The sequence below is a fragment of the Alteromonas sp. ABM1_013 genome, assembly GCF_056160505.1.
The window spans coordinates 21,900-45,169 of the sequence record NZ_JBSWXH010000005.1 but is presented as its reverse complement, the minus strand read 5'-3'; the positions used below and the strand labels follow the sequence as shown (position 1 = coordinate 45,169).

19 protein-coding genes are annotated in these 23,270 nt (G+C 44.1%); 12 read left to right on the top strand and 7 right to left on the bottom strand.

Annotated features, from left to right (window positions below; all coding sequences use genetic code 11):
* Positions 1-14: 14 nt before the first annotated feature.
* Positions 15-1,112: an NADH:flavin oxidoreductase gene (locus tag ACXAGK_RS14870; RefSeq protein WP_474856814.1), complete on the bottom strand. Its 1,098-nt coding sequence runs from the start codon at positions 1,110-1,112 to the stop codon at positions 15-17.
* A gap of 388 nt (positions 1,113-1,500) precedes the next feature.
* Here ACXAGK_RS14870 and ACXAGK_RS14865 point away from each other — a divergent pair, with 388 nt between their 5' ends.
* On the top strand, positions 1,501-1,743 hold the full coding sequence (locus ACXAGK_RS14865) for a DUF2164 domain-containing protein (protein WP_474856813.1): 243 nt from the start codon (positions 1,501-1,503) through the stop codon (positions 1,741-1,743).
* Positions 1,744-1,835: 92 nt separating this feature from the next.
* On the opposite strand, the gene ACXAGK_RS14860 is transcribed toward ACXAGK_RS14865, so the two are convergent.
* The 5 genes from ACXAGK_RS14860 to ubiG all read right to left on the bottom strand — a co-directional run bounded on the left by ACXAGK_RS14860 (position 1,836) and on the right by ubiG (position 7,803).
* Entirely contained in the window at positions 1,836-2,573 is a 738-nt protein-coding gene (locus ACXAGK_RS14860) for an SDR family oxidoreductase (RefSeq protein ID WP_474856812.1), read from the bottom strand.
* 114 nt (positions 2,574-2,687) lie between these two features.
* Positions 2,688-2,960: a class I ribonucleotide reductase maintenance protein YfaE gene (gene yfaE / locus ACXAGK_RS14855; RefSeq protein ID WP_474806584.1), complete on the bottom strand. Its 273-nt coding sequence runs from the start codon at positions 2,958-2,960 to the stop codon at positions 2,688-2,690.
* A gap of 12 nt (positions 2,961-2,972) precedes the next feature.
* Positions 2,973-4,103 (bottom strand): class Ia ribonucleoside-diphosphate reductase subunit beta, encoded by a 1,131-nt coding sequence (gene nrdB / locus ACXAGK_RS14850; RefSeq protein ID WP_014949649.1) that lies wholly within the window; start codon positions 4,101-4,103, stop codon positions 2,973-2,975.
* A 126-nt stretch (positions 4,104-4,229) separates the two neighbouring features.
* Positions 4,230-6,551 (bottom strand): class 1a ribonucleoside-diphosphate reductase subunit alpha, encoded by a 2,322-nt coding sequence (gene nrdA / locus ACXAGK_RS14845; protein ID WP_474825818.1) that lies wholly within the window; start codon positions 6,549-6,551, stop codon positions 4,230-4,232.
* Positions 6,552-7,098: 547 nt separating this feature from the next.
* Entirely contained in the window at positions 7,099-7,803 is a 705-nt protein-coding gene (gene ubiG, locus ACXAGK_RS14840; protein WP_474856811.1) for a bifunctional 2-polyprenyl-6-hydroxyphenol methylase/3-demethylubiquinol 3-O-methyltransferase UbiG, read from the bottom strand.
* Between the two features lie 302 nt (positions 7,804-8,105).
* Here ubiG and gyrA point away from each other — a divergent pair, with 302 nt between their 5' ends.
* The 10 genes from gyrA (at position 8,106) to pyrF (ending at position 21,186) form a co-directional block, all read left to right on the top strand.
* Positions 8,106-10,820 carry a DNA topoisomerase (ATP-hydrolyzing) subunit A gene (gene gyrA / locus ACXAGK_RS14835; protein WP_474856810.1) on the top strand — a complete coding sequence of 905 codons (2,715 nt, stop codon included), beginning with the start codon at positions 8,106-8,108 and terminating at the stop codon, positions 10,818-10,820.
* Positions 10,821-10,964: 144 nt separating this feature from the next.
* Entirely contained in the window at positions 10,965-12,050 is a 1,086-nt protein-coding gene (gene serC, locus ACXAGK_RS14830) for a 3-phosphoserine/phosphohydroxythreonine transaminase (RefSeq protein WP_474856809.1), read from the top strand.
* Position 12,051: 1 nt separating this feature from the next.
* Positions 12,052-13,335, top strand: coding sequence for a 3-phosphoshikimate 1-carboxyvinyltransferase (gene aroA / locus ACXAGK_RS14825; protein ID WP_474856808.1), 1,284 nt, complete (start codon positions 12,052-12,054; stop codon positions 13,333-13,335).
* Between the two features lie 184 nt (positions 13,336-13,519).
* Positions 13,520-14,191 carry a (d)CMP kinase gene (gene cmk, locus ACXAGK_RS14820; RefSeq protein WP_014976668.1) on the top strand — a complete coding sequence of 224 codons (672 nt, stop codon included), beginning with the start codon at positions 13,520-13,522 and terminating at the stop codon, positions 14,189-14,191.
* Between the two features lie 118 nt (positions 14,192-14,309).
* A complete protein-coding gene (rpsA, locus tag ACXAGK_RS14815; RefSeq protein WP_474806593.1) occupies positions 14,310-15,980 on the top strand; it encodes a 30S ribosomal protein S1 in 1,671 nt (556 codons plus the stop codon).
* Between the two features lie 76 nt (positions 15,981-16,056).
* Entirely contained in the window at positions 16,057-16,344 is a 288-nt protein-coding gene (gene ihfB / locus ACXAGK_RS14810) for an integration host factor subunit beta (RefSeq protein ID WP_014949641.1), read from the top strand.
* Positions 16,345-16,546: 202 nt separating this feature from the next.
* Entirely contained in the window at positions 16,547-18,889 is a 2,343-nt protein-coding gene (locus tag ACXAGK_RS14805) for a PilZ domain-containing protein (RefSeq protein ID WP_474856807.1), read from the top strand.
* Between the two features lie 162 nt (positions 18,890-19,051).
* Positions 19,052-19,312: a LapA family protein gene (locus ACXAGK_RS14800; protein ID WP_474806596.1), complete on the top strand. Its 261-nt coding sequence runs from the start codon at positions 19,052-19,054 to the stop codon at positions 19,310-19,312.
* A complete protein-coding gene (gene lapB, locus ACXAGK_RS14795; RefSeq protein ID WP_474856806.1) occupies positions 19,312-20,481 on the top strand; it encodes a lipopolysaccharide assembly protein LapB in 1,170 nt (389 codons plus the stop codon). Before ACXAGK_RS14800 ends, lapB begins: the two co-directional genes overlap by 1 nt.
* 6 nt (positions 20,482-20,487) lie before the next feature.
* Positions 20,488-21,186: an orotidine-5'-phosphate decarboxylase gene (gene pyrF / locus ACXAGK_RS14790; protein WP_474856805.1), complete on the top strand. Its 699-nt coding sequence runs from the start codon at positions 20,488-20,490 to the stop codon at positions 21,184-21,186.
* Positions 21,187-21,309: 123 nt separating this feature from the next.
* Here the strand turns inward: pyrF and ald are convergent, their stop codons facing one another.
* Positions 21,310-22,443 (bottom strand): alanine dehydrogenase, encoded by a 1,134-nt coding sequence (ald, locus tag ACXAGK_RS14785; protein WP_474806602.1) that lies wholly within the window; start codon positions 22,441-22,443, stop codon positions 21,310-21,312.
* A 185-nt stretch (positions 22,444-22,628) separates the two neighbouring features.
* Here ald and lrp point away from each other — a divergent pair, with 185 nt between their 5' ends.
* Positions 22,629-23,114 (top strand): leucine-responsive transcriptional regulator Lrp, encoded by a 486-nt coding sequence (gene lrp / locus ACXAGK_RS14780; protein ID WP_179983537.1) that lies wholly within the window; start codon positions 22,629-22,631, stop codon positions 23,112-23,114.
* Positions 23,115-23,270: the final 156 nt, after the last annotated feature.

Sequence of the window (23,270 nt, the reverse complement as noted above, 5' to 3'; positions counted from 1 at the left end):
ATTAGCTCATCGAATTAGGACAAGGTAGCTAGGGCCTTTCCAGAGTACTGTTCTAGTTCCTGAGTTCGGTTTTCTTTAATCTTATTGGCCCAGTTGGGGTCTTGTAACAAGGCTCTTCCAACCGCGACTAAATCAAATTCACCGGCATCAAGGCGCTCGAGTAAATCGTCAACAGCACGCGTGCTTGAATCTTGGCCTTTGAAGGCGCCGAAGAAGTCATCATTAAGCCCTACTGAACCAACGGTAATGGTAGGTTTTCCAGTAATCTTTTTAGTCCAGCCTGCAAGGTTTAACTCACTTTCTTCAAATTCACTCTCCCAGTAGCGGCGCTGTGAACAATGAAAAATATCTACGCCAGCATTACTGAGTGGAAGCAAAAACTGCTCTAGCTCCTGTGGCGTGTGTGCTAAACGAGCGGTGTAGTCTTGCTGTTTCCATTGTGAGTAGCGCAGCACAATAGGAAAATCGGGACCAGTTGCTGCGCGAATAGCTTTGATTATTTCCACCGCAAAGCGACCACGATTCTCCATACTACCGCCCCAGCTATCAGTACGCTGATTAGTGCCTTCCCAGAAGAACTGGTCGATTAGATATCCATGTGCTCCGTGAATTTCTATCCCATCCATGCCAATAGCTTTGGCATCAGCCGCTGCTTGAGCAAAAGCGGATATTACAGATTCAATGTGCTCAACCGTCATGGGTTCAGCGCCCTGTTTTCCAGGTTTGAAGAGTCCTGACGGCCCGGCACTTGGAAGCTCAGGGTAGGGCGCTTTTTCTGCAACCCGTGCCATACCCACATGCCACAACTGTGGCATGATTTTACCGTCTACACTATGAACCTCGTCTACCACATTTTTCCATGCGGCCAAGGCCTCGTCGCCGTGGAATTGGGGAATGTTCGCATCCATGGTAGCGACTTTGTCGTTTACGGTAGTACCTTCGGTAATGATTAAACCAGTACCACCTTGAGCGCGGCGTTTATAGTAACCGGCCACATCGCTGGTAGGTATGCCGTTAGGTGAGAACTGGCGAGTCATGGGCGCCATAACGATGCGATTATTTAACGATAGGTTGCCTTGTGAATAAGGCTTAAACAGTGCGTTTGCTGTCATGTTTTATCTCTACGTTTTTAGATTGTTTTCAGATAGTACTGGCGAGGTGGGCTAAGTCAATTTTCAAATGTTGATAGTAAGACATAAGTAAAAGTGAAGTGCGATGTTAACTTAAGCGGGCGTTCTCATTAACTGACTAAATAATAAGTTAGGAGCACAGTCACACAGGCATGGTCATAAATGTCACTGTATAAACGTATACAACGTAGGGCATTTTTTAATTAGACCGTTATGGCTACCGGTAACAAGTGGTTAGCAAACACGTTAATATGCAAAATTATAAGCATGATAACGTTTAAGTGTCTTCAAACAGTTTGTCTTAACAAAAATGCTATTAGCCAAAGACAGTAAAGTTGACGTTATTACAAATAACATAAGAGGGATGAAAATGAACGAAATCACATTTACCCGTGAGGAAAAAGACGCATTGGTCGCTAAACTACAACGATACTGTGATGATGAGTTAAATATGGAATTAGGCCAATTTGACGCAGAGTTTCTTCTCGATTTTATCAGTAAGGAAATGGGCGCAACCTTTTATAACAAAGGCATAAGTGATGCTAGAGCGGTTGTAGCATCGCGCTTACAAGTTATTGATGAAGAACTATATGCCATCGAAAAGGTACTTTAACTAAATACAGTCATTTAAAGCCTGCACTCAGCAGGCTTTCATATTAAATGGCAGATGGTTCGTCTAGCCCATTAACTGACAAATGATCGGTACTAGAGTTCCTGATTGGTAGGTCTGATGATCATTTCGTTGATGTCTACGTCACCAGGCTGCTCAATGGCAAAAGTTACCGCACGTGCAATAGCATCTGCATCGATAGCATCGTCGTACATATCTTCTGCCATTTGCTTCGAGTCTTTGTGAGATATGTGGTCGGTAAGCTCTGTCGCCACTGCACCTGGTGAAATATTCGTTGAGCGAATTTGACCGTTTGACTCTTTGCGAATACCTTCGCTTATTGCCTTAACTGCAAATTTAGTGGCGCAATATACCGTAGCTCCAGGGAAAACTACATGACCCGCCACAGAGGATAGATTGATAATATGTCCGCTTTGTTGTTCACGCATGCGCCCTAAAACCGCTGCTACGCCGTACATAACGCCTTTGATGTTTACATCTATCATCTGGTCCCACTCATCAACCTTCATCTCGTCAAGCGGAGCGAGGGGCATAAGGCCAGCATTATTGACTAGCACATCAATGCGGTCGTAGGTATCTATTGCAGCTTTTGCGAGTGCCTCAACCTCTTCTCTTTTCGTGACATCGACCGTTTTATAGGTTGCGTGTCCACCTGAAGATTCAATTTCATCTACAAGTTTTTTAAGACGGTCTTCACGGCGAGCGCCCAACACTAATTTAGCGCCTTTGCCTGCAAGCATTTTCGCAGTAGCTTCTCCAAGGCCACTACTTGCACCTGTGATGATGACTACTTTTCCAGAAACTTCATTCATAACATTATCCTTACGTTTGATTAGTTGTAAGTTGCTACGTCTAAGTATTGAAGTGGATTACATTAATTCGTATAAATGCTGTGAGAATGCTGATGAGAGCGGTGAATGAAGAGGTTACAGGGGGACTTTTATTTTTAGCGGGCATTTAGCCACGCAGCAACAAGGAAGAATTTCATCATCATCAATAAAGGCGAGGGGATCGGTGGTGTACTCAACTTCGCCTTCAATAAGCTTAGTTCGACACGCACCACAAAAGCCTTCACGGCAGTGGTAGTGAATATTGACGCCTGCTGATTCGAGGGCGCTTAAGATTGTGGTATCAGAGGGGGAAATAATCGCCCCCACATCGACAACGTCGATGCGGAGTGATTTATCGTTACTGCTCATTAAGCTGTAGGTTTACAGCTCAAAATCAGCAAAGTCGTCTTCGCTTACTGCAGAATCTATTTGTCCAACTAGGTAAGAGCTGATTTCAGATTCTTGTGGGGCTACTTGTACATTGTCTGAATTTAGATAGTTATTCATCCAAGGTAGCGGGTTGCTGCTAATCTCAAATGGTGTATCTAGACCTATGGCAGACATACGCTGATTCGCAATGTACTCAACGTACTGGCAAAGAATTTCTTTGTTAAGGCCAATCATAGACCCGTTTTGGAACAGATAGTCAGCCCATTGCTTTTCTTGCTCAACCGCATTCATGAAGATAGCGCGGGCTTCTTCTTTACACTCTTCTGCTATTTGCGCCATTTCAGGGTCATCTTTACCCTTGGCCCACAAGTTTAGAATGTGCTGAGTTGAAGATAAGTGAAGGTTCTCATCACGGGCAATCAATCGAATGATTTTCGAGTTACCTTCCATCAACTTACGCTCAGCAAAGGCGAACGTACAGGCAAAAGAAACATAGAAGCGGATTGCTTCAAGTGCATTTACCGAGTTCATACACAGATACAGTTTCTTCTTCAGCTCATACATGTTGATGGTGTGTGCGACACCATTCACCGTATGTACGCCTTCCCCCTGTGTTTGCCAAAGTTGAGTGGCAAAAATGAGGTCGTCATAATACTTCGAGATATCAGCGGCACGGCGCTTAATCTCGTCGTTTACTACGATATCTTCAAATATTTCACTCGGGTCTGAGAACAAATTACGCAAGATATGGGTATATGAGCGCGAGTGAATAGTCTCAAAGAAAGACCATGTCTCAACCCATGTTTCTAACTCGGGTAGCGAGATAATAGGCAAGAACGCAATATTTGGGCTACGACCTTGTACCGAATCTAACAGAGTCTGGTACTTAAGGTTGGAAATAAAGATGTGTTTTTCTGGGTCGGTTAATTTTTGAAAATCAACACGATCGCGAGAAACGTCTACTTCTTCAGGGCGCCAAAAAAAGCTAATTTGTTTCTCAATAAGCTTTTCGAAAATGGCATGCTTTTGCTGATCATAGCGTGCAACGTTTACGGGATTACCGAAAAACATCGGCTCGATCAATGGATTAGTACTTTGCTGATTAAACGTAGTGTATTTCATGATGGCCTAACTAAAAACTTAATGATTAACGCGTATTATTGTTTGTGTTCTTGCTGCGAAACGTTAATGGCAGGCGTTACCGTAAAATCCTTTTACGAACCTGCCATTTTTGCAAAAGGGCGTGTTTTAGATTTTACACGCACCGCCTGCACAATCATCATCTTCCTCTACCACGACTTCTTCTTGACGTGGCATAGGCTCGTTTGCTTTAGCGTCTAACGCCGAGGTGTCTGAAGCACCGTCACGAGTGTTATGATAATAAAGTGTCTTAACACCAAGCTTGTAAGTAGTAAGAAGGTCTTTAAGCAGAAGCTTCATTGGGACCTTGTTACCTTCATAACGACTTGGGTCGTAATTAGTGTTTGCAGAGATAGTTTGGTCGATAAACTTCTGCATGATACCCACAAGTTGCAGGTAGCCATCGTTTGAAGGAATATCCCAAAGTAACTCGTATTGGTCTCTTAGCGTTTCGTACTCAGGTACAACTTGCTTAAGAACACCATCTTTACTCGACTTAATGCTGATGAAACCACGTGGCGGCTCAATACCGTTGGTCGCATTAGAGATCTGCGAAGATGTCTCTGAAGGCATTAATGCAGACAGCGTAGAGTTGCGCAGTCCGTGTGTTTTGATTTCTTCGCGAAGTGCATCCCAATCGTAATGAAGCGGTTCGTTACATACGCTATCAAGGTCTTTCTTGTAGCTGTCAATTGGCATGATGCCTTGCGAATAAGTCGTTTCGTTAAACTTAGGACACGCACCTTTCTCTTTAGCCAGGTTGTTCGACGCTTTCAGTAGGTAATACTGCATTGCTTCAAACGTGCGGTGGACTAAACCGTTTGCGCTATGATCTGAATATTTAACGCCGTTCTTAGCAAGGTAGTAAGCGAAGTTGATAACACCCACACCTAGAGTACGACGGCCCATAGTTGCGTTGTACGCAGCAGGGACAGGGTAGTCTTGGTAATCAAGTAGATTATCAAGAGCGCGTACTGCTAGATCGGCTAGTTCTTCAAACTCATCAACTGACTCAATCGCACCTAAGTTAAATGCAGACAGCGTGCAAAGGGCAATTTCACCATTTTCATCGTTTACATGTTGTAGCGGCTTAGTCGGTAGCGCAATTTCAAGACACAAGTTGCTTTGACGAACTGGCGCAACTTCTGGGTTGAACGGGCTATGCGTATTGCAGTGGTCAACATTTTGAAGGTATATACGACCTGTGCTTGCACGCTCTTGCATGAACAAGCTAAACAGTTCCATCGCTTTGATTTGTTTCTTACGGATGCTGTCGTCGTTCTCGTATTTAACGTATAGCTCTTCGAACTTGTCTTGATCAGCAAAGAACGCATCATAAAGACCTGGAACGTCAGATGGACTAAATAATGAAATGTAGCCATCTTTCATCATGCGCTGATACATGAGTTTGTTGAACTGAACACCGTAGTCTAAGTGACGTACACGGTTTTCTTCTACACCGCGGTTATTCTTAAGCACTAGTAGAGATTCTACTTCCATATGCCAGATAGGGTAGAACAATGTAGCCGCACCGCCACGAACGCCACCTTGTGAACAGCTTTTCACTGCAGTCTGGAAGTATTTGTAGAATGGAATACAGCCAGTGTGGAATGCTTCACCACCGCGAATAGGGCTGCCTAGTGCACGAATGCGACCTGCATTCACACCAATGCCTGCACGCTGGCTAACGTATTTAACTATCGCGCTTGCCGTTGCGTTAATTGAGTCTAGGCTGTCGCCTGTTTCAATAAGTACGCACGAGCTGAACTGACGCGTAGGCGTTCGTACGCCTGCCATAATTGGGGTAGGTAACGATAGCTTAAACGTTGAAGCAGCATCGTAGAAACGACGGATATAATCCATACGCGTCGCTTTGTCGTAATTTGCGAAGAGACATGCTGCTACGAGAATATAAAGGAACTGTGCACTTTCATAAATTTCGCCAGTAACACGGTTTTGAACTAAATACTTGCCTTCAAGTTGTTTAACCGCAGCATAACTGAAGTTCATATCGCGCCAATGGTCGATGTAGGTTTCCATTTCTGCGAATTCTTCAGGCGTGTAGTCTTCAAGTAAATGCTTGTCGTACTTTCCTAAATCTACCATTTTTCCAACGTGTTCAAGTAACGCTGGCGGCTCAAATTGTCCGTACGCTTTTTTACGAAGATGGAAAATAGCCAAGCGCGCGGCCAAGTACTGGTAGTCTGGCGCATCAGTAGAGATCAGGTCAGCCGCTGACTTAATCAGTGTTTCGTGGATCTCGCTGGTATTAATGCCGTCATAGAACTGAATTTGCGCTTTTATTTCAACTTGTGAAACAGAAACGTTGTTTAATCCTTTGGCTGCCCATGTAACGACTTTGTGGATTTTTTCTAAGTCGATGGACTCTTTTTCACCGTTTCGTTTGGTGACGAATAAGTTGTTGTTCATGTTACTGGCCGTTTGTCTGTTAGCGCTTGATGCGTGGGCTATCTGTTGCCCATTTTCGTTTTAATTTTAAATGCGTATGTTCATAACGTTGTTGGCTCACGCCAGTTAAAAACACACACAAAAAGCGGCCTAAACTAATACCAAGAAGTATTGTAGTAGAGACTGCTCGTTAAATTCTTTACTGCCTTTTTGTTTTCAGCGAGATTATTGTTTCAAACTATAAGTGGTGTCCCAGAGACAGTTTGTCATTAGTTGAGATCCCGAAAAATTATTGGTGGGATCCCGTGCTGAATTAAACACAAGATAGTGAGGTTTTGTCTTGATTGCAACCCAATATCTGGTGGTATTTCAAGCACTCAATCTGGCATGAAATTTATGTTAGTAACAACTAACTTTTTAGCGTTCTACAAGCGTAAAATATCTGGAATGCAAGCGTTTTAAACAAAATCTTAAGTATAAAAATTAATTTATTCTTAGAATTCAATTTTTATACAGACACGATATATGGTGTTTAAAATATCGCCGCAGCCCAACATATAGTGTTAAATTAACTTTGCGCTACTGTATATAGTAAGTAGTTTACGTCTACGTTATTAGACGAAAGATAAAAGCCTTGAGAAATCGGGTCCATATGCAAACCTGTCATGTCGCGAGGAAGCAAACCTGCTTGATCCGTCATCGCCATAAGTTCTGAAGGCTTTATAAATTTACCGTGATCGTGCGTACCTTTAGGTACTAATTTCAGAATGTATTCTGCGCCAAGGATCCCCATCAAATATGACTTCAGGTTTCTGTTCAGTGTAGAGAAGAAAACATGGCCGCCAGGTTTGACCAACTTCGCGCAAGCCATAACAACAGAAGCGGGGTCGGGCACGTGCTCTAACATCTCCATACAAGTAACTACATCGAACTGACCTGCGTTTGCTTCAGCAAATGCTTCAGCTGTAGAGCAGACGTAATCAACTTTAACCCCAGACTCTAAACCGTGAAGCTTGGCCACTTCTAACGAAGCCTCTGCCATATCTAGCCCTGTAACTATTGCTCCAGCACGGGCCATAGATTCAGCGAGAATGCCGCCGCCACAACCGATGTCCACGACTTTTTTGTCAAATAAACCTTCACTGTGTTGATTTATAAAGTTTAAACGAAGTGGGTTAATAAGGTGTAATGGCTTGAACTCGCCTTCTGGATCCCACCAGCGAGACGCAAGTTCAGAGAATTTATTGATTTCTTGTTGATCGACGTTCGTCATTAGTAAAACAATCCTTAACCTATCTCTTTTTAAGATATCGTAAATTCAGGTTGTGTTTCACTGTTTTTAAACAGAAATAGCTAAATTATACGAAGGGATGAACGAAAAATAATCGCTTGCCTTTTAGTTGATTAATAAGCGTAATTAAGCGCTACATAATTCTGTCATCAAGTGGTACACTCGAAGCACGATTATGACCCACATAATAACAACAGTGCGCTCCCAAGCCTTGCTTTCACAATGATGTGAAGTTAAGCGCTGGATAACGCAGAACAAACCAAAATAAAGGGATTAAGCAGTTTATGTCTGATAACGCTAAAGAAATCCTCCCCGTTAATATTGAGGAAGAGTTAAAGAACTCCTACCTTGATTACGCGATGAGCGTTATTGTCGGGCGAGCCTTGCCTGACGTAAGAGATGGCTTGAAGCCAGTGCACCGTCGTGTGCTGTTCGCAATGAACGAACTGAAAAACGACTTTAACAAGCCATACAAAAAATCTGCCCGTGTGGTAGGTGACGTAATTGGTAAATATCACCCTCACGGTGACTCTGCGGTTTACGACACTATCGTTCGTATGGCCCAACCGTTTTCACTGCGCTACATGCTGGTTGACGGTCAAGGTAACTTTGGTTCTGTAGACGGTGACTCTGCCGCTGCGATGCGTTATACCGAAGTTCGCATGGCGAAAATTGCGCACGAATTACTTGCCGATTTAGATAAAGAAACCGTTGATTTTGTACCTAACTACGACGGTACTGAATTTATCCCTGAAGTATTGCCAACTAAGGTGCCTAACCTTCTAGTTAACGGTTCGTCAGGTATTGCAGTTGGTATGGCGACAAACATACCGCCGCATAACCTTACCGAAGTCATCAACGGCTGTGTTGCTTTAATTCAAGACCCATCGATCACCATTGATGATCTGATGACCCATATTCCTGGTCCTGACTTCCCAACGGCGGCGATGATCAGCGGTCGTAAAGGTATTGAAGATGCGTACCGCACTGGTCGCGGTAAAATTTATCTTCGTGCTAAAGCCGAAATCGAGACAGACAACAGTGGTAAAGAAACCATTGTTGTTAATGAAATCCCTTACCAAGTTAATAAAGCACGTCTTATTGAAAAGATCGCTGAACTGGTAAAAGAGAAGCGTATTGAAGGCGTTTCGGCACTGCGTGATGAGTCTGATAAAGACGGCATGCGCATTGTTATTGAAGTTAAACGTAACGAATCTGCCGAAGTTCTGCTTAACCATTTATATGCCAATACCCAGCTTCAAACGGTATTCGGTATTAATATGGTTGCGCTAGACAATGGTCAGCCTAAAGTATTTAACCTTAAAGAGACGCTTGAAGCCTTTATTCTTCACCGCCGTGAAGTGGTAACACGTCGTACGGTATTTGAATTACGTAAAGCTCGTGACCGTGCCCATATCCTTGAAGGTTTGGCAATCGCACTTGCTAATATCGACCCGATTATCGAGTTGATTAAAGCGTCGCAAAGCCCGGCAGATGCCAAGAAATCGCTTGTAGCACAAGGTTGGGACTTAGGTGATGTTGCACAAATGCTTGAGCGCGCAGGCGATGACGCAGCGCGTCCAGACTGGTTAATGCCAGAATTTGGTATTCGCGACGGCAAGTACTATCTAACAGAACAGCAGGCGCAAGCGATTCTTGACCTACGCTTACACAAGCTAACCGGTCTTGAGCACGAGAAGATCCTTGAAGAATACAAGCAACTTCTAGAGCTAATCGCAGAACTTCTTCACATCCTTAATAGCCCAGAGCGCTTGATGGAAGTGATTCAAGAAGAACTTGAAAAAGTCCGCGATGAATTTGGTGATGAGCGTCGCACTGAAATTACCGCTGCAAGTCACGATATTGATATTGAAGATTTAATCGAGCAAGAAGACGTTGTTGTAACGCTTTCTCGCGAAGGTTATGTGAAGTACCAGAAACTTACAGATTACGAAGCACAACGTCGTGGTGGTCGTGGTAAGTCAGCAACTAAGATGAAAGATGAAGACTTCATCGAAAAGCTTCTTGTTGCGAATACCCACGATCACATACTTTGTTTCTCTACCCGTGGTCGATTGTATTGGTTGAAGGTGTATCAATTGCCGTTTGCTAGCCGAAATGCACGCGGACGCCCGATTGTGAACATACTGCCGCTAGAAGATAACGAACGTATTACTGCTATTCTTCCTATTAAAGAATTCGAAGAAGGCAAGTTTGTACTGATGGCAACGGCAAACGGTACAGTGAAAAAGACTGACCTAAGCCTATATTCTCGCCCTCGTTCAAGCGGTATTATCGCCGTTAACCTAAATGAAGGTGACGAGCTAATTGGCGTTGATATTACCCACGGCGATGATGACATCATGTTGTTCTCTGACGCGGGTAAAGTAGTTCGCTTTAACGAGAAGCTTCGCGACAGCGAAACCGGTGAAGTGAAGCGAGATCCAGAAACGGGTGAAGAGCTTCTTGCACTTCGTCCAATGGGAAGAACAGCAACAGGTGTTCGCGGTATTCGTCTTCAAGATGGGCAAAAAGTGGTATCACTTATTGTTCCTAAAGGCGACGGCCCAATCCTGACAGCAACAGAGAATGGTTTCGGTAAGCGTACTCCGCTTGAAGATTACCCGGCGAAGAGCCGTGCGACACAAGGCGTTGTATCTATCAAAGTATCTGAGCGTAATGGTAAAGTAGTTGGCGCTGTACAGGTAGACGAAACCAATGAAATTATGCTTATTAGTGACCAAGGTACACTGGTTCGTACTCGTGTAGGCGAAGTGTCAGTAGTAGGCCGTAACACACAGGGCGTTCGCTTAATACGTACAGTAGAAGGCGAGCATGTTGTAGGGTTACAGCGTATTGAAGAAGTGGCAGAGTTACAGGAACTCGATGAGGACGGTAACCCAATCATTTCAGAAGATGCGCCAGAACAAGCAGAAACTGCTGTTCAAGAGCAAGAAAACACCGCAGAAGACGGTGACGGCTCAACGACAGAAGAGTAGGGATAGCGCGCAGGCTTAGGCCATGCGCATTATCAGTGTTCTTTCAAACAAGCGGCTTAAGCCGCTTGTTTACCTAATAGACCCGCAAAACGTTGAAAACAAAGCGAGTTAAACGGTAATTATTTACAGGTGTTGAAAAACGCAATGAAAGAGGTTTTTAACTTTAGTGCTGGGCCGGCCATGCTTCCCAAAGAAGTGATGGAAAAGGCACAATCAGAATTTACAAATTGGCGCGATTTAGGCTGTTCTGTTATGGAAGTCAGTCATCGTGGTAAAGACTTCATCGAGATAGCCGCAAAAGCAGAGCAGGATTTGCGTGACTTGCTATCTGTGCCATCTAACTACCATGTGCTTTTCACGCACGGTGGCGGACGTGGTCAATTTGCTGCTGTTCCCCTCAATTTGTCATCCGCCGGTGATACCAGCCTTCACTTAGTGAGCGGATCTTGGTCAAAAGGCGCGGTAAGTGAAGCAAACAAATACAATAACGCGGTAGTGGTGGGCGACGTCACAGAAAAGGACGGGCTTCACTATATCGCTAAGCCTGCTCTGAGTGATATCGATCAGTCTGCGGCCTACTACCATTTTTGCCCGAACGAAACGGTAGACGGTATTGCTTACGATTGGTTACCGGAGTCAGGAAAGGTTCCGCTGGTTTCTGATATGTCCTCGACGATATTGTCACAACCGCTAGACGTGGCAAAACACGGTGTTATTTATGCCGGCGCACAAAAGAATATCGGCCCAAGCGGTTTGTCTGTGGTTATTGTTCGCGAAGACCTAGTTGGCAAAGCACGTAAAGAAACGCCCTCTATTTTCGATTATGCCTTAGCGGCAAAATCTGATTCTATGTACAACACACCGCCAACGTTCTCATGGTACTTGGCAGGGCTTGTATTTGAATGGCTTAAAGACATGGGCGGCGTTGACGCTATGGCTAAACGCAATGCTGAAAAGGCGGCGTTATTGTATTCAGCTATCGACAGCTCTGACTTTTATTCAAGTAAAGTTCACCCTGACAACCGTTCAAAAATGAACGTGCCGTTTCATTTAGCCAATGCTGAACTTGACGGACTGTTCCTTAAACAGTCACAAGAAGCAGGGTTACTTGCTCTTAAAGGGCATCGTTCGGTAGGGGGCATGCGTGCCAGTATTTATAATGCAATGCCGGTAGAGGGCATTGTTGCGCTAGTTGAATTTATGCGCGAATTTGAAAGAGTGAATGGATAAAATGGAGCAGTTAACATTAGACCCGATTGCAAAAGTATCGGGAGAGGTCAATGTACCTGGCTCAAAAAGTCTGTCTAATCGCGCACTGCTGCTTGCAGCGCTTGCTGAAGGTGAGACTGAATTAACCAACTTGCTTGATAGCGAAGATATCGAGCATATGCTCAACGCACTTACTAAGTTAGGTATTAGCTATCGCTTAAGCGAAGATAAAACTCAATGCGTTGTGCAAGGTAATGGTGGCGCGTTTAACGTAGCTGAGCCACTTGAGCTTTTCTTAGGTAATGCCGGTACAGCGATGCGACCTTTATGTGCAGCACTTGCCGCAAGTAACGTGGATACCGTGTTAACGGGTGAACCGCGAATGGAAGAGCGCCCAATTGGCGATTTAGTGGATGCACTACGCGAAGCAGATGCTGACGTAACTTACCTTAAAAATGAAGGCTACCCGCCGCTTCAAATTAAGGGTAAAACATTAAGCGGTGGCGAAATGTCGGTTGATGGCAGCGTGTCTAGCCAATTTCTAACGGCACTTTTAATGGCAGCACCCCTGTTTTCAGGAGATGTGACTATTCGTATCAAAGGCGAATTAGTGTCTAAGCCTTATATCGATATCACGCTAGACACCATGGCTAAATTTGGTGTTACTGTTGAGAATGACAACTACCAGACGTTTACGGTTTCTGGCAACGCAAAGTACGTTGCGCCAGGTAAATTTATGGTAGAAGGCGATGCTTCTTCTGCATCTTACTTCCTTGCAGCCGGCGCCATTAAAGGCGGAACGGTACGCGTAACCGGAATTGGGCAGAAAAGCATTCAAGGTGATATCCGCTTTGCTGACGTGCTCGAAGCCATGGGTGCAAAGGTAGTGTGGAACGATGAATATGTTGAAATAACCGGTGCGCCACTTAAAGGCGTGAACATGGATATGAACCATATTCCGGATGCAGCCATGACCATTGCCACTACAGCGCTGTTTGCCGAAGGTCCAACGACCATGACTAACATCTATAACTGGCGTGTTAAAGAAACAGATCGTCTAGCGGCTATGGCAACCGAACTTCAAAAGCTAGGTGCGAAGGTAGAAGAAGGGCACGACTATATAAAAGTCTGGCCAACTGATTCACTAAAACATGCTGAAATAGATACGTATAACGACCACCGTATTGCAATGTGCTTTTCACTGGTTGCATTAAGCGATACCCCGGTAACAATTAATGACCCAGGTTGTACACGCAAAACCTTCCCAGACTATTTTACCCGCTTTAAAACTTTATATAGCGCGTAAAAGCCTTATATAAATAAGTCACAGGTTAATGAAGGGCTATGTAGGTTAACCCTTTAGTTGCTTCGTTGATCTGAGTCAGATTTATCCTAATGTACAATGCCGTCACTAAGAGGCGGCATTGCTTATCTCTCACTAAAGCGTATAATTGCGCGCGATTTTTAGTAATTTAAACGATGGAGCAGGTATGCATTCCACACCCGTAGTCACGGTTGACGGTCCTAGTGGTGCTGGCAAAGGTACATTAAGTAGCTTGCTGGCAAAAAAATTAGGGTGGCACTTTCTAGATAGCGGCGCAATTTACCGCGTATTAGCAGTTGCTGCACTACACCACGACCTTCCGTGTGATGATGAAGAATGTGTTGTTCCTCTAGCAACCGGTCTTGATGTTAGTTTCGAGACGAATGGCGATACCACTCGCATTATCTTAGAAGGCGAAGACGTTACTGACGATATTCGTACTGAAGAGGTTGGCGCTGTGGCATCAAAAGTTGCAGCATTACCTCGTGTTCGCGAAGCGCTACTTCGCAGACAGCGTGCTTTCCAACAAGATCCAGGTCTTGTTGCTGATGGCCGCGACATGGGGACCGTGGTATTTCCTGATGCGCCTGTAAAGATTTTCCTTACAGCAAGCGCAGAGGCCCGTGCTGAACGGCGCTATAGCCAGTTGAAAGCGAAGGGCATGGATGTTAATATTGCGCGCCTTTTAACCGATATCAAGGCAAGAGACGAGCGCGATACACAACGTGCAGTGGCTCCTTTGGTACCGGCACAAGATGCAGTAATTATAGATTCAACGGACTTGGATATTGACCAAGTCTTTGAAAAAGCGATGGATATTATTTCCTCACGCCTTTAATGACGAGAGCTGATCGCATCCAAAGCAGTGTTGCTACAGGAAGTGGCGACTAATTTTAATAACCCCGCGTTATCCGGATAAGAAGCGTGGATATCAACTTAAAAGTTATTTGAGACTTATGACTGAAAATTTTGCACAACTTTTTGAAGAAAGCTTACAAGAACTAGAAACACGTCCTGGTTCAATTGTAAAAGGTACTGTTGTTTCTATCGACAAAGACATCGTTCTTGTTGATGCAGGCTTGAAATCAGAAAGTGCTATCCCAGCTGACCAATTCAAAAACGCTGAAGGCGAACTAGAAATCGCTATCGGTGACCAAGTAGACGTTGCACTAGATGCAGTTGAAGATGGTTTCGGTGAAACTATCCTTTCTCGCGAAAAAGCGAAGCGTCACGAAGCGTGGGTTGAGCTGGAAAAAGCTTACGAAGATAAAGCTACAATTAAAGGCGTTATCAACGGTAAAGTTAAAGGCGGTTTCACTGTTGAAGTTAACAGTGTACGCGCGTTCCTTCCTGGTTCTCTTGTTGACGTACGTCCAGTACGTGACACTACGCACCTTGAAGGCAAAGAGCTTGAGTTTAAAGTTATCAAGCTAGACGCTAAGCGTAACAACGTTGTTGTTTCTCGTCGTGCAGTTATCGAAGCAGAAAGCAGCGCAGAGCGCGAAACGCTTCTTGCTAACCTTGAAGAAGGTCACGAAATCAAGGGTATCGTTAAGAACCTTACCGATTACGGTGCGTTCGTTGACCTTGGTGGCGTAGACGGTCTTCTACACATCACTGATATGGCTTGGAAGCGCGTTAAGCACCCAAGTGAAATCGTGAATGTTGGTGACGAAATCAACGTTAAAGTACTTAAGTTCGACAAAGAGAAGCAGCGCGTTTCTCTTGGTATGAAGCAAATGGGCAACGATCCATGGCAAGAAATTGCGTCTCGTTACCCAGAAGGTACTAAGATCAACGGTCAGGTTACTAACCTTACTGACTACGGCTGCTTCGTTGAAATCGAAGACGGCGTTGAAGGTCTTGTACACGTTTCTGAAATGGACTGGACTAACAAGAACATCCACCCATCTAAAGTTGTTAACCTAGGTGACACTGTAGATGTAATGGTTCTTGAAATTGACGAAGAGCGTCGTCGTATTTCTCTAGGTCTTAAGCAGTGCATTGCTAACCCTTGGGAAACATTTGCTGAGTCACACGAAAAAGGTGACAAAGTGTCTGGTAAGATCAAGTCAATCACTGACTTCGGTATCTTCATCGGTCTTGACGGCGGCATCGACGGTCTAGTTCACCTTTCTGACATCAGCTGGAACAAGTCTGGTGAAGACGCGGTTCGCGACTACAAGAAAGGCGACGAAATCTCTGCAGTTGTACTACAAGTCGACCCAGAGCGTGAGCGTATCTCTCTTGGCGTTAAGCAAATCGAAGAAGATCCTTTCAACAAGTATCTGACAGATAACAAGAAAGGTGCTATCGTTACTGGTACAGTAACAGCAGTTGATGCGAAAGGCGTTACTGTAAACCTAGCTGAAGAAGTTGACGGCTACATCCGCGTTGCAGATCTTGCTGTAGAGCGTGTTGAAGACGCAACAGAAGCGGCTAACGTTGGTGATAGCATCGAAGCGAAGTTCATGGGCGTTGACCGTAAGAACCGCACTGTTAACCTATCTGTTAAAGCCAAAGATCAGGCTGACGAAAAAGAAGCTATCGATAAAGTTAACCAGCAAGAAGATGTTGGTTTCGCTAACGCGATGGCAGAAGCATTTAAAGCTGCTAAAGGCGAATAATGCTTTTGTGGGTGTGCATCTGCACACCCAATTCGCGATAGCTGTTTAAACAATAATATTGACAACGAGGTTAAACATGACCAAGTCTGAATTAATTGAACGGCTCGCGGATCAAGCGCGTCATATTCCGGCGAAAGAACTCGAACTGGCTATTAAAGAACTTCTAGAACAAATGGCGCAAACTCTGCAAAAGGGCGAGCGTATTGAAATTAGAGGCTTCGGAAGTTTCTCTCTTCACTATCGCGCACCACGCGTAGGTAGAAACCCTAAAACGGGTGAGACGGTGAAACTTGACGGTAAGTATGTACCGCACTTCAAGCCTGGTAAAGAGCTTCGCGAAAGGGTAGACGCCTCAATCGCATAATGTATTTTAAAAGCCGCTGAAAAGCGGCTTTTTTGTGTCTGGTGGAAAGTATCATCACAATAAGCCTTTCATTTAACCCTCTGCCTAGCTTAAATTAACGAATACCCTGATATACTTTTGTTTAATTTTTAATACTTATTGACCCCGACTAAAGTAGGGTTATATATTATTCGAATAATAATAAACGGTGTACGTAGAAGTAATGTCAGCCGGCGATGAACAAGCAATAATAAAACAGTACCAGCCGCTCATTCGCGCGTTAATTCCATATGAACAACAAAACAGGTTGTTAGAGGGAATTAACAAGTTTTCGAAGCGTTTGCCTAGTAGTGTCCGTAAAGTTGTGAAAGAAGAGGTCGTTCGATTAACATCGTTAACCGACGCTCCCGCCGATAATTCTGCCTTCGCCCAATTCCCTGTCATGAAGTTCAAGCACTTCGGTGTTCAGATGCGCCTCGATAAAGTTGGCGCGCAGATCCTCAAAAACGAAACATCGCTCTATCAAGACAGGTACACCGTAGGTGTGTTTGAGTCAGTAATGAACTCAGACTTTTACCAAAACCAGATAAAAAAAGAACAGTTCAAAAAAATTGTCGATGCATTTAACGTTGAAAGCCAGTCGTTTACCGATATCGACTTTGGTGATGACATTGCTATTCGGCCCAACTTTACTATTTCTTCCCCCGAATTCGAGAAAGGCCGTCATTGCTCAATAAGCTCTATGTCACATAAAGGAATTACTTTAGAGACGAAAAGGCCACCAAATGCATCCACCGGCGATGTAATCACTTTCACCATTCCCGAAGTTAAAGGTCTAACCAAAGAACCTACTGAAATTACCCTTGAGCTAGAGTCTGTAAAATACAATAAACATTTAGGGAAATACGAAACGTCATTTAATTTTCCTGATGACGTCGATAAGGTTTTTTTAGCAACGCTCAAACGTTATGTTGCGGTAACTGCCTATAAGCAACCGCTGCAAAGAGATTTAGAAATAGAGCGTGCTATGCAGGAGCTCGAGCGCGACCGAATACTTGAAAATAGCCCGTGGCTTCCTGTTTTTCTTGCACCTGAAAAGCAATCTCTAAAACCTATGATAGCCCTTTTTACTAAGGCGAATGTCGAGCACAATGATGCGGACAAACTACTGACAAGTTTGCAAGATAAGCCTATTTTCTCTACGTTAGTTGATGAGTTGCGAAAGTACAACGAAGCTTATGTATTTCATGGCAATATTAAAACCAAAAGTGGTAACGTACAGATAACCGCTACACACAGGCAACTACTTGCGCTTAAGCAACTTAATGCGCTTGTATATTTGCTTGCAAAAAGTGGTGACTTTATATGTACCCACTGTCGCCTAGATAGTGTCACCCGTGAAGATAAACAAAAAGCCTTTGCTATTCACGATATTGCGAGTAAAGAATTTGAGCAGCTTGCCCAGATCTCCCATGTTTTATACTGCAAAGATGTATCAGCCTACCTCACAAACTTAACGCTTTCTGCTAAATGCGATTTCAAGCCTTTGTCTAAAACGTTGAAAGCTAGCGGTGACAACTGGCGCATAGATTATGTCATGGAAGAAGATTTAGATAGACGGAGTGAAACTCGCTACGTTATCGATAAACCCGCTTCCATCAAAGTAGGCTTGCTTACCTCTCTTGACGCGCGAGTGGCCGATTTAAGCGCCAGCGGTATGAAATTGACAGTTGCGCCGCACAGCGATCTGCAAAAAGAGATACGAGTTTCTGTGCCGGAACTAAAAATTAAAGGCGAAAAATATAAGGTTGTGCATTACCAAGCTGAAACTGGCGTGGTCAGGCTATGCCTCGTAGAAGACACACGCAAAGCTAAAGTGAGCTCTAACGTCGATCACATGGTTGAAGAAAATACGGCTTATTTTAAAGTGAGAGATATTGCTCGTATTCAGCGATCAACACATCGTTACATTTGGGAGCTTGCCGTAAGGCATATGCCGTCGCTATCGGTACTTTGCGTAATGAATAGGTTTACACTCGACAGGCTAAAAACCGTCTATCAAAGCGATGCATCTGACGATCTTTATCCCTTTTCACGTACAAAAAATATCATCCCGCTTCATGGTTTCTTTGCAGACAAAGGTCAGGCAAAGCCTAAATCCCAAATATTAGAAGCCATGTTTAAAGAAACCTCTGAACAAGCTTTAGTTGTGCATTGCGTGAGAAAAAGCGACAGCCGTTTGGTGTATATCAAAGAACGGGATTTCTTGTTCTCTAAGCTTCGTACACAAATCAAAACTCAGTTAGATGAAGAAAAAATTCAGCTAAGTGCTACTGATGTTACCGCAATACGCTGCCACGGGGCTATAACACCGTTGACCAAAAAGCGGCTAGCGCAGCTTTCGAAGTTAGATAAAGCTATGTATGACAAGCTTGAAACCATGCAGGCAGGTTATACGCACTGCATATTCATCACGAATATGTCTGCGCTTCACCATGATTTAGTGGTGGAAAACCTAATAGCAAAACCTCAGCGCCATGAAATTGAAGGTGAAGGTGCAGCTTAATACTATTTCTGCATTCCCACGCTTTGCTAGGAAACTTGCCTGCGCCTTATGAGTAGACAATTATCTATGTGTATTGGTATAACAGCATTTCCGACACGCTTTTAGTGTTATCTCTTTTCGCATTTTGCTATTCTTGTAAATAAATCAATAAAAAAGGGTTGAGTGTTGAAAGGGATCATAGCGTTTCTCATTATCTTAGTGCTACTTGCCATTGCATTTGTGATTGGCTCTCAAAATGAAGCACAAGTAACAGTTAATTATCTCATTGCTCAGGCGAATCTTCGCTTATCAACATTGATTGCGATTACACTTTCAATAGGCGTGGGTATCGGCATTTTAATCATGTTAATGAGTTGGCTGAAACTACGTGTTCAGTTAATGTCTGCGCAATCTAAAATACAGAGTTTGGAACAAGACCACTAATGCTCGAACTGCTGTTTCTCCTTTTACCTGTTGCGGCAGGGTATGGTTGGATAATGGGGCGCAATAGTGTCCGTCAAGCGCAGCGAAAACAGTCAAGTATCCTATCTAAGCATTATTATAAAGGGCTAAACTTTTTACTTTCAGACCAGCCCGATAAGGCCGTTGATACGTTAATCAAAATGATTAACGTGAATAGCGATACGGTTGAAACCCATATTGCCATGGGCAGCTTTTTCCGTCACCGCGGTGAAATAGATCGGGCTATTAAAGTTCACCAAAACTTGGTTAGTCGCGACGAACTACAACCAGCGCAAAGAGAAAATGCGCTTCGAGAACTCGGTCACGATTATACGCAAGCCGGCTTTTTAGAGCGCGCGGAAAACGCATTTCTTCAGCTTTTAAACAGTGAAAAACATTATTTGGTTGCTCAGCAGCAGCTGTTTAGCATCTATCAAACGACGAAAGAGTGGGAAAGAGCAATAGAATTAGCGGAGCGTATGGTGCAATGTCATGGTGATAATGATGACCTGTGCGAACGCTTAGCCCATTTTTATTGTGAACAGGCATCGGTTGAATTGAAGAACGATAGCCAAGGGGCGGCATTGACCTTATTACAAAAAGCGGTAAACGCCGACGAACATGCGGTTAGGCCGTGGCTTATGTTAGGTGATATAGCGCTTGATCAGAAACGCTTTACTGATGCCAACGCGTATTTTACCCAAGTAGCCGAACGCGATATCAATTGGTTCAGTGAAGCCGTGCCTAGCCTTGAAAAAATTGCCGAAGAAACCGATGACTGGGAAAGTTTTCAGAAAAACTTAGAAGCGCATTGGCAAGAGTGCGCAACGTCTTATTTAGCCATGGTTGATGTGCTAATGAAACGCGGTGAAACAGCTCAAGCCGCAGAATACCTATTAGAACAGCTTCGAAAACGTCCAACCATGCGCGGCTTTAAAACCCTTATGGGGCTTTATATTGACCAGCTTTCAGACAAAACTACGGCTGATAGCTTACGTTTACTTAAAGAATTGGTGGAAAAGCAAATGTTGCAGCGCCCTAAATATCGCTGTGGCAGCTGTGGCTTTTCCGGCCGTAAATTATATTGGTTATGCCCTAGCTGTAAAAAGTGGGGCGTGGTAAAACCTATCAAAGGGCTAGACGGAGAATAAAAGAACATGCATGACCCACGCGTTATTGTTGCATTAGACTATGACAATAAAGACACTGCATTGGCGTTTGTTGACAAATTAGATTCAAGCTTATGCAAGCTAAAAGTGGGCAAGGAGATGTTCACCTTATTCGGGCCGGAATTCGTAAAAGCGCTAATTGCTAAAGGCTTTGACGTTTTCTTGGATCTCAAATTCCACGACATTCCAAATACAGTAGCGAAAGCGTGTAAAGCAGCGGCGGAGCTAGGTGTATGGATGGTAAACGTACATGCATCCGGCGGCCTACCTATGATGCAAGCGGCTAAAGAGGCGATTGCAACAAGCAGCAACCCACACACTAAGCTTATTGCGGTCACTGTACTTACCAGCATGGACGAGGCACAACTGGCTGATGTGGTAAGCGGTGTAACACCAGAGCAACAAGTACTGCGCTTGGCAGCACTAACAGAAAAAGCAGGTTTAGACGGCATCGTCTGTTCAGCACAGGAAGCCAGCGCGTTGCGCGAAAAACACAGCGATGACTTTCTATTAGTTACGCCAGGTATTCGCCCTGTAGGCGCTGACGCTGGCGACCAGAAACGTGTTATGACGCCACCTGATGCAATGAAAGCAGGCGTAAGCTATTTAGTTATGGGGCGACCTATCACGAAAGCAGAAGACCCTATTGCAGTATTGAAGGCCGTAAACGAATCAATAAACGGTTAGACTTAATGCAAATACAAAAAAGCTCGGATGTGGTGTTCACATACCGAGCTTTTTTCTTTAAGCCATTTTTAAGGCTCTTTATTCACGAGAGTGATCTAGAGCCAATAAAATAATCGAAAAACCTTATTCGCCTTTAAGCGCTACTTCAGCTGGCGTATAGGTTAAACCGAGTTCTTCACCTAGTGCATCAACAACCGCTTTATAGGTTACTTTACCTTCGTGAACGTTCAAGCCGTTTAGCAAGTGCTTGTCTTCTAACATAGCTTTGGCTGGGCCTTTGTTTGCCAGAGCCAAACCAAATGGCAAGGTCGCATTGTTAAGCGCCATAGTAGAAGTGCGCGCAACACCGCCTGGCATGTTAGCTACACAGTAGTGAACTACGTCATCAACAACGTAAACGGGGTCTTGGTGCGTAGTGGCTTTAGACGTTTCAAAACAGCCACCTTGGTCAATAGCAACATCTACAAGCACAGAGCCCGGCTTCATCGCTTTAATTTGTTCACGGGTAAGTAGCTTTGGTGCTGCTGCGCCAGGAATAAGGACTGCGCCAACAACAAGGTCTGCTTTAGAAGAGTAATGCTCGATAGCATCAACTGTAGAGTAAACCGTCTTAACTTGACCGTTAAAGATATCGTCTAGCTGGCGAAGACGCGGAAGCGAACGGTCTAGAATGGTGACATCAGCACCAAGACCTAGTGCCATTTTTGCAGCGTTAGTTCCTACAACGCCACCACCAATTACCAGTACTTTGCCTGGCGCTACACCGGGTACACCACCAAGAAGGGTACCGCTGCCGCCGTGCGCTTTTTCAAGGTAGTGCGCGCCAGCTTGAACAGACATGCGGCCCGCTACTTCACTCATTGGTGCAAGCAATGGAAGACCACCACGGTCGTCAGTTACTGTTTCATAAGCAATACAGGTTGCACCTGACTCAACTAATAACTTAGTTTGCGTAGGATCTGGGGCTAAGTGAAGGTAAGTATAAAGCGTTTGGCCTTTACGAAGCATTTTACATTCGTTTGGTTGAGGCTCTTTCACTTTTACAATCATTTCCGCTTCAGCAAACACTTGCTCAGCAGTAGGTGCAATCGCAGCACCGGCGTCTACATACATTTCGTCAGTGAAACCGATTGCATCACCGGCATTAGTTTCAACAAGAACACTATGACCATGAGTAACAAATTCTTTTACTGCTGCTGGCGTCAAGCCAACACGATATTCGTGGTTCTTAATTTCTTTTGGTACACCAACTAACATGTATCGTCCTCAAATTTATAACGAGCTTCTATGTGGCTCTGGTTGAACTTTGTTTCGTAGCAATCGGTCTTGAAAGCCCGTAAACCTATTTGGCGAGTATACGTCATAAAAAAACGAACTATCTGCTGAATAATGAAGTTATGTAGCATATAATCCTTTAAAAGATAGCTTGTGAGGTATTTTATATGTTGGTAAAGACGCCTAAACACCTTGACCGGATAGACAGGAATATACTGGTACAACTGCAGAAAAATGGGCGTATATCTAATGTCGAACTTGCTAAAGAGGTGGGCTTAAGCCCAAGCCCTTGCTTAGAGAGAGTCAAGAGATTAGAGGCTCAGGGCTATATAAAAGGCTACCACGCCTTAGTTGACCCAGAAAAGCTTGGCGCTGCTATGCTCGTGTTCGTTGAGATTACATTAACCAAAACATCGGTAGATATCTTTGCAGAATTTTCTGCTGCGGTAAAACTGCATGACGATATTCAAGAGTGTCACTTGGTATCTGGTGATTTCGACTTCTTATTAAAAGCCCGTGTTGCGGATATGGGCAGTTATAGAAAACTGTTGGGTGATACCTTATTGCGTTTACCGGGTGTAAGTGAGTCTCGGACCTATGTTGTGATGGAAGAAGTAAAAAGCACATCATCACTGCGCATTAATTTGAAGTAATGAAAGCATGGCTCAATAGCGTGTTTTTATGGTAGGCTGTGCAAAAATACAGTGTTTGTGTGCAACGAAAGGATTGTTGCGGTTCACATACAATAGGGTAGGGGAGCATCCCAATAGCTTTCTTAATAGGCTCAGCTTCTTACCAACATTACTCAA